Source organism: Reichenbachiella sp. MSK19-1 (assembly GCF_003590315.1).
GTDB classification, from domain to species: Bacteria; Bacteroidota; Bacteroidia; order Cytophagales; family Cyclobacteriaceae; genus Reichenbachiella; species Reichenbachiella agariperforans.
Genome location: NZ_MIER01000021.1, coordinates 441,595 through 458,881 on the forward strand (window position 1 = coordinate 441,595; position 17,287 = coordinate 458,881).

Sequence of the window (17,287 nt, forward strand, 5' to 3'; positions counted from 1 at the left end):
ACTCCTTTCTATTTTTTAAGGAAAAGAGGTAAATATACATTTGAGGAAATTGAGTGTAGTATGGTGAGTTGTTTGAAATCTGTTTTCCTTTTTCCCTTATTGGTTGTAGTTGTCTTTTCTGGATATGCGCAGGAAGTAGAAGGTAAGGCTGATAGTGTCAAAACTGATGGTGAGTTTTCTTATGCGAAATTGATGAAAGAAGCGAAGAGCCAAGTAGGCCTTTTCTCAGTACATCAAATGAAGGAAGATGTATATTTCGAAATCCCCGATTCTGTATTGACGAAGGATCTATTGATTGTCAATAAGGTGTCAAGTGTACCCTATGCATTGAATGGGCATGGATTGAATAAGGGTATGACTTATGAAACCAAATTGATCCGGTTTTATAAAGATACATTGATGAAAAAAATATGGGTGAAGACAATTAACCCTAGAGTAAAAGTGCCAGCAGATGATGCGATTTCTTTGTCTGTCCGAGACAATTTTGGCGAATCAGTAATAGAAGAGTTTAAAATCGAAGCGCAAAATGAAGACTCAACGACCGTTGTTATTAAGGTTAATAAAGTTTTCAACGGGACAGAGAAGAGTTTTACTGACATACTCGCGAATACAGGATTAGGAGGAGGTATTAAAGCTAACTTGTCTAAGATAGAAGAAGTTAAGGCCTTTCCTGAAAACATCGTCGTGAAATCTCTAATGACTACATCTGTGAGTGAGGGAGGTCCAGCATTGCCACTCTCTGTAGGTGTTACGATCAATATTGTTTTGCTACCAGAGGAGGTGATGACTCCACGTTTTGCTGATGATAGAATTGGCTATTTCGGCATTCCACTGGAGTATTATGCAGATGATCAACATAAGGTTGAGCATAGAGAGATCATCACCAGATGGAGACTCGAACCCAAAAAAGAAGATGTGTCCAAATACAAGGCTGGAGAACTTGTTGAACCAAAAAAGCCAATTGTGTACTATATAGATCCCGCTACTCCTCCACAGTGGAGAAGCTATATAGAGCGGGGAGTTTTGGAATGGAATGAAGCATTTGAATCTGCTGGCTTCAAAAATGTACTACATGTCAAGTACCCGGTAGCGGAGGATACGACTTTCGATGTGGACGATGTGCGATACTCTGTCATCACCTATGCAGCTTCCGAAAAACAAAATGCTATGGGGCCAGCTATAGTTGATCCACGGAGTGGTGAGATACTGGAATCAGACATCATTTGGTGGCATAACCTGATGATGGGATTGCATCAATGGATGCGTGTTCAGACAGGCCCAATAGATCCAAAAGCTCGTGCCAACAAGTTTACCGACGAACATATGGGGGAGGCGATCCGATTCGTGTCATCGCATGAAGTGGGACACACTTTTGGTCTATCCCATAACATGGGGGCATCATATAGCTATCCTGTAGATTCGTTGCGTTCCCCTTCATTTACAGCTAATATGGGAGGAACAGCTCCATCGATTATGGACTATGCTAGGTTTAATTATGTCGCTCAACCAGAGGACTCTGTCAAGGAGATTACGCCTCAAATAGGTGTATATGATCGTTATGCAATTAATTGGGGCTATAGATGGTTAGATGTGGAGACGGCTCATGATGAGTTGTCAACCTTGGACCGATGGATCAGAGTTCATGAAAATGATCCTTTGTACTTTTTTGGGGCACAGCAGAGCCCAAAGGATGTTGTTGATCCAAGATCTCAATCAGAAGACTTAGGTGATGATGCAGTAGCAGCTAGTGAATATGGATTACTCAATCTTAAGCGCATCGTGCCTAACATAATAGACTGGACTTATGAAGAGGGTGAGGATTACTACAATGCATCCAAACTCTACAAAGGAGTCATCGATCAGTGGGTCACTTATAGTGGACATGTCATGGCCAACATCGGAGGCGTCTATCTCAATAATACTGTATATGGAGATGGTAAGGATAGTTATGTGCCAGTACCAGCAGATGTCCAACGTCGGTCACTTGCCTATTTGATAGAGAACGCTGTACTGCCACAGCACTGGCTATTTACTCCTGATTTGATTCATAAAGCATACGTAGTACGTGACGCGCCTGATGGAGAGCGGTATTATTCCCCTGTGTCTCTCATGAGAGTATATCAAACCAATGCGTTGTTTGGCCTAATCAAAACAGATAGGTTGATGCGAATAATAGACAATGAGGTATTGGTGTCTGATTCGGAAGATGTTTTTACGGCACATGATATTTACGATACTTTGTTCGAAGTGATTTTTGAGGAACTCGCTGCTACTAAAAATTTGTCTATGTATGACCGAATGACACAAAAGAACTATGTCGATGTACTGACCGTTGATCGGTTGGAGTTATTAAAGAAAACTAAAGAACAGTCACTGACCCCCGAATCAGAGGCTTTTAAGAATATCCACTACACCTATATCCCTAGAGTCTCTGATATAGCCTCAGGCAAACGCGCTGAGCTAGAACGGATACTTGCATTTTTAATTAAGAAGCGTAAAAAGGGAGACCGAGATACGCGCGAGCATTATGAAGATTTGATTGCTAGAATCGAATACAATTTAGAGAACTAAGAGATAGAAGGAATGAAAAGAATTGTTTACTTATTATTTCTATTGCCGACCATCGTTTTTGGGCAAAATCAAAAGCAAGTGAGTGGTCAGGTCGTAGATATGGATTTTAAAGAACCGGTAATTGGAGCCTCGGTGTATATCACTATGGATGCTGTCGGTAGTGAGCGCTCAGTAGTCGGGGCGATTGCAGACCTAGATGGTAATTTTACCTTTAGAGCTCCTGCTGATGCTAATACACTGGTGGTCTCATTTACGGGATACGAATCACAAACGGTCGATATCGCTGGGATGAATTCTACAGGACTGCTCATAGAGATGAAAGTCTCTGTGGAGATGCTTGATGAGATAGTCATGACTGGGTATCAAGAAACTACCATGCGAAAGACAACCTCGTCTATGGCCAAAGTAGAGGCTGTAGAAATCAAGCAAGCTGGGGTCGCTAATATCGATCAAATGCTTGTGGGGCAGCTTGCAGGGGTGTATGTCCAACCTACTAATGGAGCACCTGGCTCTCCAGCCAAGATTAACATTCGTGGAACCTCTACACTCAACGGTTCGTCAGATCCGCTCTGGGTACTAGATGGTATACCATTGGAAGGAGACGATATTCCATCAGATTTTACAGATAAGGATAACATTGATTTGCTCAAATCTTATCCTATATCTGGAATCAATCCTGATGATATTGAGAGTATCACCGTGCTAAAAGATGCCTCAGCGACTTCTATTTATGGAGCCCGAGCAGCGAATGGTGTCATTGTAATCAAGACTAAAAATGGTCAAAAAGGAAAGACGAGAGTCAATATTACTGCTAACACTTTTGTGACACAGAAACCTGACTTTAGTAAGCTGAACCTGATGAATTCTTCTGAAAAAGTTGACTTTGAGCTATACATGGCTAGTCGGTCGGATCTAAGATACCAACAAGGGCAAGGAGAGGTCGCACGTATACTCAACGAGAGCGGAGAGTATAATAATTTTACCAACAATGGTTTTTCAAGTCTAGACCCAAGTGTACAAGCCGCTATTAATGGTTTGAAAGATACGGATACCAATTGGGGAGACGAAATTTATCAGGCAGCTATTAATCAGCAGTATGGGTTGAGCATGTCAGGCGGGAATGATCGAAATGACTATTATTTTTCTGCAGGTTATTTTGATGAAAAAGGAGCTACAATAGGTGCTGAACAAAAACGATTCAATCTTACACTCAAGAATAATTATGATCTGACTGATAATTTCACAGTAGGAGTAGCATTGTTTGGGAGTCAAAATAGAACTAGTTCATACCTCACGGGAATAGATGCCTATACCAATCCTGCGTACTACGCTCGAACAGCTAATCCATATCTAGGGCTGAAGGATGCCAACGGAGACTACATATATGATCCAGACTTAATAGAGCGGTCAGATATCAATCTGGACTATAACCTTCTGGAAGAGCGTGCTAATACCAGTAACGAGCTGATCGCTAATTCTATGAAGTCTATTTTTAGCATTGACTATACTTCTGAGATTGGGATTAAAATCACGAGTCAATTGGGACTGCAACTGGACAATGATGCTGCAGAGCAGTTTTCGGATCAGGAAAGTTACTATACTAGAAAATATGAGCAAAAGTCACGGTACCTAGGAGATAATAGCGAAGACCTGTACTATATGCCAGAGGGAGGGATCATTCAAAATACTAACGCTAATGCATTTCAATACAACTGGAAAACGATGATCAACTATGGTCAGGTTTTTTATAATAAGCATGAAGTTGACGTTTTGGTTGGGACGGAGTTTAGAGAAGATAATAATACAATGGTCAGGTCGAGAGGTTTTGGCTATAACCCCAATACACTGACAACTGTTCCGATTACCAATGAGCGCGCAGCAACTAATTCTAACTTTGATACCTATACTAAATCGTATAGTAGTAATGCTTATGCGTCATTCTTTGGGACGCTATCTTATACCTATGATGGTAAATATTCATTGTTTAGCAGTTTACGCTATGATGGATCGAACCTATTTGGGGTCAACCCAAAGTATAGATACCTGCCGATATGGTCAGTAGCTGGTTCTTGGGATTTGGCCAAAGAGAACTTCTTATATAGTAGTAGGTTGGATATACTGAAGCTTAGAGCTTCGTATGGTATCCAAGGAAATGTTGATAAAACCACTTCACCATACGTGGTGGGTACCTATGGTACGGAGAGTGTTTTGCCAGGCATCAGTGAGGAGATAATTAGAGCCAGTGGAGCACCTAATGGTGATCTCAGGTGGGAAAAAACTACTTCGAGTAATATTGGGTTTGACCTAGGGATTTGGGATGGTAGATTGTTTATCTCCAATGACTACTACTACCGAAAGAGTACCGATCTGATAGGGCTACAGTCTGTGCCGTTAGAGTCAGGGTATAATACGATCAGCACGAACTGGGCTACAGTGACTAACAAAGGTTTTGAACTGTCAATTACCACGGTCAATATCGATCACACTGATTTCAGATGGAGCACCAGTTTCAATATCTCTGCTAACAGAAATAATGTAGATCGTGTCGAGATTCAAGAGGAGAGTTTTAAACCATCACTACAAGGGTATAGTGTCAATGCCATATTCGCGATCAAGACGGATGGGCTAGATAGCAATGGTATTCCGCTCTTTGTCAAAGATGGAGAAACCATGTCCGCAGTTGATTTTTATAATTTATTGGAGGGGACAGATGGCAGTCAGTTGACCCGAGAGGAACACCGTGATCTCTATACCTATGTAGGAGATGCCACGCCTAAGTTCTCTGGAGGGATTAATAACACGTTTAGATACAAGCAGTTTGATTTGCAGATTGCAGCTAATTTTAACATCAAGCAGACGGTGAAGAGAAACGCGCCATATCATATGACAACTGTGAATCCAGGTAACAATTACAGCACTGAGGTTTTTTCGGCTGGGACTGGAGACTTGCCTGGTCTCATAGGTTTCAATTCTGCTGGTATTAATACCGATTTGGTCTACAGCTGGTTCAACTCTGGAGATGGGGGCAATACATATAATGACCTAGATGTTTGGGTTGAAGAGATCTCTTATCTGCGAATCAATAGTATTCGCCTAGGGTATAGCTTATCACCTGCTGCAGCTTCGAAGCTCAGAGTGTCTACAGTTAGGTTTTATTTAGAGGGAAGAAACCTCCTAGTATTTGGCTCTGACTATACGAACTACTTTGATCCAGAGACATATGGTAGTGCCTACGCCCAACCATTGCCAAAGCTTGTTTCTGCAGGTCTTAATCTCTCATTTTAACCATGACAATCATGAAAAGAATAGCACAATTAATATTGATTTTCTCGGTAATGTTGAGCGCTTGCGAAAATTACCTTGATATAGAACCTATCGGTCAGGTGATCCCTAAATCAGTGGATGAATTTAGAAGTTTTTTGACGGCAGCTTATGATACAGAAAGTCAACACAAAGTGGTCACGACATACCGTACTGATGAGTTGCTTTTGGAGTCCAATAGAGAACGCTTTGATTTTTACAAAGACATCTATGTGTGGAATGATGTGAATCCAGGCTTGGATACACGTGTTTTTCCTTATGCGACGTTTTATACTATTATTTTTTATACCAATCACGTCATCGAGAGTGCTGATGACATCACGGGGGATTCCGAAGAGATCGATCAGTTGGTAGGAGAAGCACACGCTCTTCGGGCCTTGCAGTATTTCGATTTGGTCAATCTGTATGCCAAACCTTACGATGCAGCCACTGCTACTAGTGATGAGGGAGTGCCTGTGACGACTGAATATGATGCTAAAAGGGATTACCCACGAGCACCTGTTTCCGAGGTTTATAAGTTGATAATCAGTGATATTGAGCAAGCTGAGGGGTTGTTAAATGTTGAACAGCAGCCTGAGGGGTACAATTATAGATTTTCTGTTTTGGCGATTAAAAGCTTAAAGGCCAGAGTCTATTTGTATCAGAAGGAATGGCAAAAAGCGGTCGATGCAGCACAGGAAGCCATGGCGATTAAGTCTGACCTTATGGATCTGAATCAAGCACAAACGGTGATGGCATCAGAGTATAATTCGGTAGAATCGATTCTTGCCCTTAATACAGTGACGTCATTTGATATGATTGAATATGCCTCTGTCTCACCTGAGCTTATCGCTCAATATGATCAGACGACTGATCTTAGATATGCCAATTATTTCACACTGAATAGTGATAGTAAATATAAATCAAATAAGACATCAGCAGATAACTTTAAATGTACCTTGAGGACGTCAGACCTCTATCTGATTATCGCTGAGGCATCTGCTCACTTAGGAGGAGCTTCTTTGACTCAAAGTAGAGAAGCATTATATGCATTGACCCAAAATAGATATACTCCTGATGGGTGGGAGGATTACAAACTTCGCGTAGGGAGCTTGGACCAAATGGGATTGACCGACGAGATCCTGTCCGAGCGTCAGCGTGAGTTTGCCCTAGAGGGACAGCGCTGGAACGATCTAAGAAGAACGACCCAGCAAAGAATAGACAAAACATTGGATGGAGAGACCTATGTGCTCGAACAGAATGATGAGCGGTATGTGATTCCTTTTCCACAGGACGCGATCATTAATAACCCTGATTTACAATCCAATTAATAGTAATCATTTAAATAAAATAATTATGAGAAAAATTCATGCAATACTAGCTTTAGCAGCATTGGTTATTGGCTTTACGTCATGTTCAGAAGACGATAGCCCGTCATTCTCTAGCCTCAACGATATTGAGTCTTTTGAAATTGATTTTGGTGGAATAGAAGGTGTGACGTATGATTTCGGTACTGATATCGAGATCAGCGTTCCTTTTGGTACAGATCTATCTGGTTTGGTGCCAACGATTGTTGTTTCTGAAAACGCAACAGTGACACCTGAATCAGGAAGCGCAGTTGACTTCACAGACGGAGAGGCTACTGTCTTTACAGTCACAGCTGAGAATACTGTAGATGTAGCGACTTACAATGTTATCATCACTACTAGAGGTGAAGTAGGGAGTGGTTCAAAACTGAAAACCTATCAATTAGCTGATGCGTTTGGTGAAAATTCAGTTACGACATACGAGTACTCTGAGACTTCGGGCTTTGTGACTAACTATACTAAAGTATTAGATGACTGGGGTACGGAGGTTACTTCGACTTATGAGTTGGTGTATGATGAGAAAAATCAAGTGATTGAGGAAATATTCACAAGTGGAGATATTGAGGGAAGTACTGTATATGAATACGATGACGGTGTAATCGTAGCAGCGGAATATACCGAAGGTACTGAATCAATCTACAGTTATACCTATAGCTACAGCAGTGAGTCAGGATACCTAACCACTGTCGTGCGTGTAGATCATACTGATGAAGATTTTGAATCAACGACAGAATATACCGTAGAGGAAGGGAATGTAGTTGTTGAAGTGTTGTTTGGATCAGAGTATACTGCGACTTACGATGATAAACAAAATCCTTTTAGTGCATTGTATCCAGCTGCCTACTCAGCAATCAATATTGGGATAGAGTCTGTCAATACCAATAACCCTATTTCAGGGACATTGGCGGATGATGGTGTGACTTATGAGTATAATACTGACGACTACCCTTTGTCTGCTGATTATACCTATTTTGATGGTTTCGCTACAGTATCTAAGGTTTATACTTATTTCGAATAAAGACAGTTAATGTAACGTTAACCCAAGTCTACATATAGCAATAGTTGGAAACCTCAGACATGTATTTGTTTGAGGTTTTTTTGTGTCTTTTGATAGAGATAGCGCTGTTTTTTGATTAAAATCACAAGGTGTCCAATATGGGTAGTTTATCCTTATTGTGTAGATAAAGTCTACACTTTGTCCATTTAACAAATAACCCCAAACTACGCTGGTTCGCTTGGTTTCTTGTTTTGTCCGAATGGCATGTTACTTGACATGTTGGCTCTTGTTCATGTGATGTACTGATGGCTCATTCTTGTCCTAGACAGTACGCAGATGAATAAACGCAAACATCAGTGATCAAGACATAAACCATGGGTACAACTAAGTCCAACAATAGAGACGCTACTGCGTCTCATTCAGAAACACTAAAAGATCGACGGAAGGATAACGAGCAGCGACTGTTTAGTTTCATCTTTCCGATGTACAATAAATCACTAGGGAAAAAACTATTTTCTAGCCGTTCGAATGCGATTCAGAATCCTATGGGACTAATGGTTCGTTTAGGTACAATGCTGTTATTGGCAGGCGCGGTCTTTCTAATCTTTGAATTACAGCCTGCTTTTGAGCAATTGCACTTGGATCGAATCAACTCTACTTGGGGTTATGCATTCATCGTCCTTACCACTTCTCTATTGGTATTTCAGATTGGATTTTTCCTCTTTAACCTGTACCTCTACTGGAGGTATAAGCCCATCGAATCAGTAAGTGATGAAGAGCTACCGATGTGCACGGTGATTGTGCCAGCATACAACGAAGGCGAGTTGGTATGGAAGACCTTGCATAGTGTAGCGAACAGTGACTACCCTGCTGACAAAATACAGCTGATAGCGATAGACGATGGGAGTCAGGATGATACTTGGTCATGGATGCTAAAGGCTAAGCAGGAGTTGGGTGACCGACTGTCCATCTATCAGCAGTCTGAGAATAAAGGCAAGCGTCATGCGCTACACAGAGGGTTCAATCTAGGGATTGGAGAGGTGTTCGTCACGGTGGACAGTGATTCGATTGTCAAAACTGATACGTTGCGAAATCTGGTAAGCCCTTTTGTAGTGAAAGAAAGTTGCGGGGCGGTGGCTGGTAATGTTCAAGTACTCAACAATGAAAGAGCTATTCTTCCCCGTATGCTCAATGTGAGTTTTGTCTTCAGTTTTGAATTTATCCGCTCGGCACAGGGACAGTTAGAGACGGTGCTTTGTACACCAGGTGCACTGGCAGCCTATCGTAGAGAAGCAGTGATGGCCTGTCTACCTGAGTGGATCAACCAAACATTTATGGGACAGCCGTCGGATATCGGAGAGGATCGAGCGATGACCAATATGATACTCAAGCAAGGATACCATGTGATGTTTCAGAAGAATGCCTATGTCCTGACCAATGTCCCTGAGGACTACACAGGGCTGTACAAAATGTTTATCAGATGGGAACGAAGCAACGTCCGTGAGAACATCATGATGTCAAAATTTGTCTTCAAGAATTTTAGAGAGGGATCGAAAGTAGGTGCTAGGCTTTTGTTTTTCAATCAATGGCTCAAGATCATCTTGGCCTATCCATTTACCATATTGATGTTGTTGTTTGTGATCACACAGCCCGTGCTGTTTTTGAGCTCCACACTATTTAGTATCCTGATCTTGACCAGCATCCCCGTGTTGTTCTATGCGAGGAGATACAGTTCCTACGAATCGATATGGGCTTACTCATACAGTTTGCTATATACTTTTGGCTTGTTTTGGATTACACCCTATGCGATCGCTACAGCAGGTCGCAGGGGCTGGTTGACACGAGGGTTGTCAGCGAAGTGATTCAAAAATCTCAACCGACTTTTGTGACAAGTGTCGGTTGAGCTTCTTTTGCTGATTAATTGTTCCTGTTGATACTTGTTATCACGTCGAATAATTCTTGGGCAATCTGATTCATCCTTTTACTGGATATCGATATGTCGCTAAAGCCACTGTTGAGTTGCGTAGTAGAGGAGGCTAACTCTTCGGTTCCAGCCGCGGTCTCTTCAGATACCACAACAATTTTCTCGATAGACTGTACAGAGTTATCTATTGAGGCATTTTGAAAGTTCGCAGCAATTTCAATTTCTGAAGTGCGCTCCAATGTGTCCAAAATACTGCTGTGTATATCATCAAATGCATTTTTGGCAACTCGAGCAGCATTTTCTCCACTTTGTACATTTGCTTTCATTCTAGTGACAGATTCAATGACTGCCGAAATGTGTTCTGAGACACTATGGATTACTCCTTCTATTTTCATAGAGTTTGTTTTAGATTCCTCAGCGAGTATTCGGATTTGTTCAGCTACTACAGCGAATCCATTGCCAGCTTCTCCAGCTTTGGCAGCTTCTATTCCGGCATTGAGTGCGAGTAGATTTGTCTGTGCAGCTACCCCAGATAGTACACCTACTATCTTAGTGATTTCACTAGACAGGTGTGCTAGTGAGTCGATAGCATTTTGGGTCAGTTCCGTACCGTTGTTGATTTGACCTACACTGTTGACAACTGATTGGATGGTATCTCCTCCTAGTTGTACTTTTTGAGTGCTTTGTTCTACTACTGTTTTAATGTTTCGTGCTTTGAGATTAGTCTCATGCGAAGAGGATTTGATATCATTGAGCATTCGTGATATCTCATCTACTTGCCTCGACTGATCTTGTGCTCCAACAGATATCTGCATGATAGCAGATGAGGCCTCTTCCACACTCGTTCGCATTTCATTGATTTTGTTGTCCATAGTGGTAGTGTCTTCTGCTAGTTCTGTACTCAATTGGTGGATTTTATTGCTTAAAATTGAGTTGAGGTTTTCTCTGTTTTGTACCGATTCAGTAATGTTAGAAGCTATTTTTATGACTTTTACTACTTTATTTTGAGCATCTCTTACAGGGGTATAGCTAGCATATAGCCAGACTTCTTTGCCGTTTTTGTCTAGTCTTTTGTACTCTCCTGATTTGATGTGTCCCTGAGCTAGTTCTTCCCAGAAGTCTAAATAAGCAGAAGAGTTAATGAGCTTGGTCTCGCAAAAGATTCGATGATGTTTTGCTATTATTTCGGGTTGTGTGGTGTATCCAAAAGTTTGGAGGAAGTTGTCGTTGGCATTGATGATATGTCCTGTAGGATCAAACTCTATCATCGCCCAGCCAGTATCAATAGCTGATTTCATCCAGCTATTTTCTAGTCTGGATGTGACCATCTCGGTGATTTCTACAGCAATCTTTACTATTTTTTCTATGCGGCCTTCCTTGTCAAAGACGGGGGTGTAAGAGGCTTGTAGCCAGATGCTCTCACCAGTTTTTTTTATGCGGTTAAACTCTCCTGAATTGCTTTTTCCGGCAGCCAGTTCTTTCCAAAATTGTTTGTAATTGATGGAGTTAAGGTACTGGTCAGTACAAAATATCTTGTGGTGCTGACCAATTACTTCGTCTAGTGTATAACCTAGAGTTTTTAAAAAGTTGTTATTGGCATTCAATATAACCCCACTAGGGTCAAACTCGATGAAGGCCCAAGAAGTATCTATGGCTTGTTTGAGGTGGCTGGTTTGGTTGTTTTTCTTTTCGAATAGTGCGAGCATGTGTTTGTTGTTTTAGACAGTTTAGATTCTCACAGGTTACTATAGGTGGGGTAAGGATCAACAAATTGCTAATTGTTACAGGAGGGATGGGGCGAGAGATAAATTTTTACTCTACCGAGGTTTTTTGGATACCTACGTTCTAAATATGGGATATGGATTTATTTTAAAGAATATTTACGAAATAAATCTAGTCTTTGAGGCGAAGTTAGCCATAACACCTATCTGACAGAATTATTTTATAATAAAGTAATCAATTTTTTAAGGTACTATCTCTATAATGCTGATGGCTCAGTTTTGAGCTCGGGATCTTCTCATAAGGATGATCCCAAAGGCAATAACTACACCAGAGCCAGCCATGATTGCTCCTACCACATCTGCGGAGGTAAAACCATATCCCATAGCTATCGGTAGTCCTGCGAAGTAGGCCCCAGAGGCATTACCCATATTGAAGGCACTTTGGTTGAGAGATGAACCGAGGACTTCAGAACCTTTGGCGGTATTGATCATCACCATCTGGATCGGAGTGCCTACGGTAAAGGCCACTACTCCGATGACGAAAGTCATGACGAGTATCAACGTAGGATCATGTGCCAAATACACGTTGACGATCAATAAGGTCGCCATGGTAGTAAAGCTGATAATCACAGAGTGGATGGGAGAAAAATAGTCGACCAATTTTGCACCGAGGACATTGCCAATCACCATACCTAGACCAGCTAGCGTCATCGCATAACTCACGACATAGTCAGGGTGTCCTGCGACCTCTGTAATCAGTGGCGCGATGTAGCTGTACCAACAAAAGAGCCCTCCTGTACCTATAGTGGTAAGTAGGATGACTGCCCAGAGTTCAGGGTTTTTGAAGAGTTTCAAGTCTTCTGAGAAACCAGCCGAAGAAGATTTAGGCATGACAGGCATCCAAAACTTAATACTCGCCAATGCAACCAGTCCAATAGCCCCAGTGATGACGAAAGCAATACTCCAATGGAAGGAATGGCCTAAATAAGTACCTATCGGGACACCAATCAAATTAGCAACCGTAAGCCCGCCAAACATGATGGCAATAGCTTGTGCGGATTTCCCAGGACGACAAATCTGTCCTGCCACTACAGCCCCTATTCCAAAAAAAGCTCCATGAGGCATGCCAGATAAGAAACGAGCAAGCATTAGGGTTTCATAGCTGTATGCCAGAGAAGATAGGGTGTTGAATACCGCGAACCACGCCATGAGCATCATCAGCACGGTGTTGGAGGACCAGCGTCCGCCGAGTGCCGAAAACAGCGGTGCACCTACCACCACTCCTAGCGCATAGGCGGATATGAAATGCCCTGCTTGCGGGATGGTCACATCTAGTGCCTGAGCTACATCTGGCAATATGCCCATCATGACGAATTCTGTCATACCAATACCAAAACCACCTATTGCTAGTGTTAAGAGCCCTTTGTTCATATACATTGAATTTTACAGCTGCAAGGTTAGTCCATTACGTCTATAAGTGTCTTGTGTACACTGTATGAGTTTTTATTGTTTCAACAAATAAGGGTGTTTGGTGACATTTTGAACAGCTAAAAAAGGAGGGAGTAGTATGTGTGAAAGTTTGTTTTAATTTCCAGAAGTACTATGCTTTAGACCATATATAAGTTTTTGATTTTAAGTTTCCTACTGCATTTTTGTAGTTAATTTTATAGTGAGTCAATTGTTACCTAACAAACTTGTTTCATATCTATGCATACCATCATCTTTTTTTTATCTCTTGCGTTAGCCATACCCTTTTTATACTTTATTAATCGATACATATTTAAAGGCTCATTTTTGGCCAGAGTAGGCTTTTATACAATTTTACTTGCTGCTTTTATTGCCGCTTTGGCTTACATGGTTGCTAATATGGCTGCCATACATATGATTTGGGAATTCCCTATTGGGATTTTTGCAGTGTATGCTCTCCTGCGGTATATGGTCGTCAACATTAAAAAGCCGCTTGAAGAGGTGATCCTTCACCTTGGAGAATTAGAGGAGGGTAATCTAGCGTTATTGATCAAAGAAGCAAATACGAATAGAAATGACGAAATAGGAAAGATATTTACAGGTTTGGATAGTTATATCACACGAATGAGACGTATCAGTGATTTCGCAACCGAAATAGGGATGGGTAATTTAGAAAGCTCATTTGAAACCTCTAGTGAAAAAGACTCTCTAGGAAAAGCCTTGGTCAAAATGAGAGTAAATCTAGCGCAAGTAGTCCGTGAAATTAATGGAGTGATCAATGAAGCGACTGATGCTGGAAATCTATCTAGCCGAATTAGTAAAGAGGGTAAAGAAGGGGTGTGGTTAGGTATGGCTCATGAAATCAATGAATTGTTAACTTCATTTTCTTCTCCATTTGTTATACTCAATGGTATCATAGATAATATGGCTAAAGGAGACCTAACCATGCGATATACAGAGGCAGCCAAAGGAGATATCCTTAAGACAGCAAGTAGCCTGAACCTAGCACTTCAAAACATCACCATCTTGCTGGAAAGTATCTCTACGAATACCATTTCTATTGATGAGGCATGTTCTGAAATGTCTCTATCTAGTACTGAAATGAGTCAAAATACGAGTGAAATAGCGTCTGCTATCTCACAAATGAGTAATGGGGCACAGACACAAGTTCGCAAGATAGATGAGGCGTCTAATCTCATAGAGAAAATCGTACATTCGGCAAGAGATATGGCTAGTAAAGCTGAAAATATATATGAATCAGCTCAGGTCGTCGCTGAAAATAGCAAAAAGGGAGACCAAATGGCTAATAACATGACGAGTAGTATGACGAGTATTTCGACTTTCTCTAACAAGACCAAGGACTCAATATCTGTCCTAACCGAACGGTCAAAAGAAATATCAAGGGTGCTAGGGGTCATCACTGATATCTCATCTCAGACGAATCTGCTCGCACTAAATGCGGCAATAGAAGCAGCGCAAGCAGGAGATGCCGGACGAGGATTTGCGGTAGTGGCCGAAGAAATCAGAAAACTCGCGGAGGATTCCAGAAAGTCAGCGCTCGAAATAGAAGATTTGGTACAGGGAGTTCAAAAAGATACAGAAGACGCGTCGAGAATAATAGAGGAAATGAACCTTACTGTTCAAGATGGCAATCAAATATCTAACGAATCCTCTAAAGTGTTCGAAGAGATAAGTAACTCCAGTACTGCCAACCTAGAGCTATCTAGAAACATATTGGAAGCAGCTCAGCTGCAGATGGAGGATAGCAATAATGTTGTTAGTATCACCGAAGAAATCGTAGTGATAGCAGAGCAAACTTCAGCAGGGACAGAAGAGGTAGCGAGTTCAGCTATAGAGTTGTCTTCAGGAATGGATACCTACAAGTCCAAAAATCTAAAACTGAGCGAAATATCTGAGATGCTCAAGTCTGAAGTGGCTAAACTAAAATACGCTTAGTATAAGTGTGAATTTGTCAAGTTATTCCGGTAAGGAATAATTTTCAGATTACTGGAAGGACCGTCTAAAAGCAATGGGAGACAGATTGGTCTTGCGTTTGAATAGCCGGCTGAAGGATTGGGCGTGTTCAAACCCGAGACCATAGGCGATTTGACTAACGGTTAACTGAGTAGTGGATAGTTGCTCTTTTGCCTTTTCGATCAAGCGGTCATGTATATGTTGCTGTGTGTTTTGACCAGTCAGTGCTTTGAGTACACTACTCAGGTAGTTGGGCGAGAGATAGAGCTGGTCGGCTAGTTCTTGTACCTGTGGGAGACCTTTGCTGGCGAGATTATTTTGGTCGAAATAGGTGGTGAGGAGGTCTGCCAAACGATTGAGAATTTCATGATTAGCGATTTTTCGGGTGATAAACTGCCGTTGATAGTAGCGTTCGGCGTAGTTGAGCAGTAGCTCGATCTGAGAGATGATGATATTTTGGCTGAACGGATCGATATTAGCATGGTACTCTTGTTGGATGTTGCGCATGGTACTGACCATGGATTGCTCCTCTTTGTCTGAGAGGAATAGTGCCTCGCGAATCTGGTAGCCAAAGAAATCATAGTTTTTGATTGTTTTGGCTAGTGATGTACCCCACAAAAAGTCAGGATGGATGAGCAGTAGCCATCCACTAGGCTTAGTATCCGTGTCCTTATGCGCTTTGACGGTGATGACCTGACCAGGAGAGACGAAGGACATCAGGCCTTCATCAAAATCATAAGGCATCTGACCGTAGCGCATTTTTCCGGAGACACCTCTTTTGAGGGCGATGGTGTAGTTGCCTTGTAGAAAGGTGATCTGCTCTTCATCAGTCTGGTAGTTGACTTGGCTATAGTCAACTAGACTGACTAGCGGGTGCTCTGGTTTGGGGAGTCCCGCTAGTCGGTGATAGTCGCTTATGGTATTTAGTTTATGCATTTTATATCAATGTTCCGCCAGATGCTTCGATGCGTTGGGCATTGACCCATTGGGCATCTGGAGTGCACAAAAAGGCCACTACAGGCCCAATATCTTCAGCTTCACCTACTCGACCTAGCGCAGTGGCAGATGAGATCAAGGCTCTTTTTTGTTCATTGTCACGATTGGTTCCTCCACCGAAATCAGTGGCAACTGCTCCAGGTGCTACTACATTGGCACGGATACCTCTGCCTCCTAGCTCTTTGGCAAGATACTTCGTAAACACCTCAATGGCACCCTTCATGGAGGCATAAGCGGACGTCCCTGGTAGGGTAAATCGTGCTAGTCCCGATGAAATATTGATGATGCTGCCGCCATCGTTTAGAAGTGGGAGGGCTTTTTGAGTTAGGAAGTAAACGCCCTTAAGATGGATGTTCATCATTTCGTCGAATTGTGCTTCGGTGGTTTCTGTAAAGGGGGTATAGATGCCTGTCCCTGCATTGTTGACCAAGTAATCAAAATGCGCATCGCCTGTTTTGTCTAGGAGTAGTTTTGATAGTGTTTCATAGAAGCTGTCAAAGGATCCTGTCTTGCTACTGTCGAGCTGGAGAGCATATCCTGTGCTTCCTGTTTGTTCGATAGCCTTGACGACTTCAGCTGCTGCAGTTTGGTTGGTGTGGTAGGTGATTACTACGTCTATGCCTTTTTTAGCGATGTTGAGTGCCATGTCCCTACCTAACCCACGGCTACCGCCTGTGACGAGTGCTATTTTTCGTTGTGTCATGTGTCTGTGTGTTTTGGTTTTATTCATTGTACGATACAAAGATGAAAAGGACTGATGTGCTTTCCGTATCTATATCTACGCCAGTTGTAACCGAAACGAGGAAGTTGGCTATAGTTGTTAGGGAGATTTGATTCCCAATTGTTCATACTAGCGAACCTGAGCTCTAAGACACCTTCATCTACTTTCATTATTCAATAGTATGTGTCTATAGCTTAAACTTATTTATAGTGCAATTGTAACAGTGTGTGGTAGTTCTGTGACACACAG

At 41.9% G+C, this 17,287-nt stretch carries 10 protein-coding genes; 6 read left to right on the top strand and 4 right to left on the bottom strand.

Annotated elements, in window-relative coordinates:
• The first annotated feature begins 99 nt into the window (after nt 1-99).
• The 5 genes from BGP76_RS19775 (at nt 100) to BGP76_RS19795 (ending at nt 10,097) form a co-directional block, all read left to right on the top strand.
• On the top strand, nt 100-2,571 hold the full coding sequence (locus tag BGP76_RS19775; protein ID WP_221409914.1) for a zinc-dependent metalloprotease: 2,472 nt from the start codon (nt 100-102) through the stop codon (nt 2,569-2,571).
• Between the two features lie 12 nt (nt 2,572-2,583).
• Nucleotides 2,584-5,856: a SusC/RagA family TonB-linked outer membrane protein gene (locus BGP76_RS19780; RefSeq protein WP_119845936.1), complete on the top strand. Its 3,273-nt coding sequence runs from the start codon at nt 2,584-2,586 to the stop codon at nt 5,854-5,856.
• A gap of 11 nt (nt 5,857-5,867) precedes the next feature.
• Nucleotides 5,868-7,202 (top strand): RagB/SusD family nutrient uptake outer membrane protein, encoded by a 1,335-nt coding sequence (locus BGP76_RS19785; RefSeq protein ID WP_119845995.1) that lies wholly within the window; start codon nt 5,868-5,870, stop codon nt 7,200-7,202.
• Nucleotides 7,203-7,227: 25 nt separating this feature from the next.
• On the top strand, nt 7,228-8,256 hold the full coding sequence (locus BGP76_RS19790; protein ID WP_119845937.1) for a hypothetical protein: 1,029 nt from the start codon (nt 7,228-7,230) through the stop codon (nt 8,254-8,256).
• Between the two features lie 353 nt (nt 8,257-8,609).
• Complete coding sequence (locus BGP76_RS19795; protein ID WP_221409915.1) at nt 8,610-10,097, top strand: glycosyltransferase family 2 protein; 1,488 nt, start codon at nt 8,610-8,612, stop codon at nt 10,095-10,097.
• Between the two features lie 55 nt (nt 10,098-10,152).
• Here BGP76_RS19795 and BGP76_RS19800 read toward each other — a convergent pair whose 3' ends face one another.
• Together BGP76_RS19800 and BGP76_RS19805 are read right to left on the bottom strand one after the other, a co-directional pair.
• A complete protein-coding gene (locus tag BGP76_RS19800; RefSeq protein WP_119845938.1) occupies nt 10,153-11,865 on the bottom strand; it encodes a PAS domain-containing methyl-accepting chemotaxis protein in 1,713 nt (570 codons plus the stop codon).
• A gap of 288 nt (nt 11,866-12,153) precedes the next feature.
• On the bottom strand, nt 12,154-13,311 hold the full coding sequence (locus tag BGP76_RS19805; RefSeq protein ID WP_119845939.1) for an MFS transporter: 1,158 nt from the start codon (nt 13,309-13,311) through the stop codon (nt 12,154-12,156).
• A 363-nt stretch (nt 13,312-13,674) separates the two neighbouring features.
• On the opposite strand from BGP76_RS19805, the gene BGP76_RS19810 reads away from it, so the two are divergent.
• A complete protein-coding gene (locus BGP76_RS19810) occupies nt 13,675-15,303 on the top strand; it encodes a methyl-accepting chemotaxis protein (RefSeq protein WP_158584349.1) in 1,629 nt (542 codons plus the stop codon).
• Nucleotides 15,304-15,351: 48 nt separating this feature from the next.
• Here the strand turns inward: BGP76_RS19810 and BGP76_RS19815 are convergent, their stop codons facing one another.
• Both BGP76_RS19815 and BGP76_RS19820 read right to left on the bottom strand, forming a co-directional pair.
• Nucleotides 15,352-16,257, bottom strand: coding sequence for an AraC family transcriptional regulator (locus tag BGP76_RS19815; protein WP_119845941.1), 906 nt, complete (start codon nt 16,255-16,257; stop codon nt 15,352-15,354).
• A gap of 1 nt (nt 16,258) precedes the next feature.
• Nucleotides 16,259-17,020, bottom strand: coding sequence for an SDR family oxidoreductase (locus tag BGP76_RS19820; RefSeq protein ID WP_119845997.1), 762 nt, complete (start codon nt 17,018-17,020; stop codon nt 16,259-16,261).
• Between the last annotated feature and the right edge of the window lie 267 nt (nt 17,021-17,287).

Bases quoted from the DNA above. Each gene is read 5' to 3' on its own strand.
- BGP76_RS19805 (WP_119845939.1), bottom strand. From the start codon at position 13,311: ATGAACAAAGGGCTCTTAACACTAGCAATAGGTGGTTTTGGTATTGGT.
- BGP76_RS19790 (WP_119845937.1), top strand. From the start codon at position 7,228: ATGAGAAAAATTCATGCAATACTAGCTTTAGCAGCATTGGTTATTGGC.
- BGP76_RS19800 (WP_119845938.1), bottom strand. From the start codon at position 11,865: ATGCTCGCACTATTCGAAAAGAAAAACAACCAAACCAGCCACCTCAAA.
- BGP76_RS19780 (WP_119845936.1), top strand. From the start codon at position 2,584: ATGAAAAGAATTGTTTACTTATTATTTCTATTGCCGACCATCGTTTTT.
- BGP76_RS19820 (WP_119845997.1), bottom strand. From the start codon at position 17,020: ATGACACAACGAAAAATAGCACTCGTCACAGGCGGTAGCCGTGGGTTA.
- BGP76_RS19815 (WP_119845941.1), bottom strand. From the start codon at position 16,257: ATGCATAAACTAAATACCATAAGCGACTATCACCGACTAGCGGGACTC.
- BGP76_RS19795 (WP_221409915.1), top strand. From the start codon at position 8,610: ATGGGTACAACTAAGTCCAACAATAGAGACGCTACTGCGTCTCATTCA.
- BGP76_RS19785 (WP_119845995.1), top strand. From the start codon at position 5,868: ATGAAAAGAATAGCACAATTAATATTGATTTTCTCGGTAATGTTGAGC.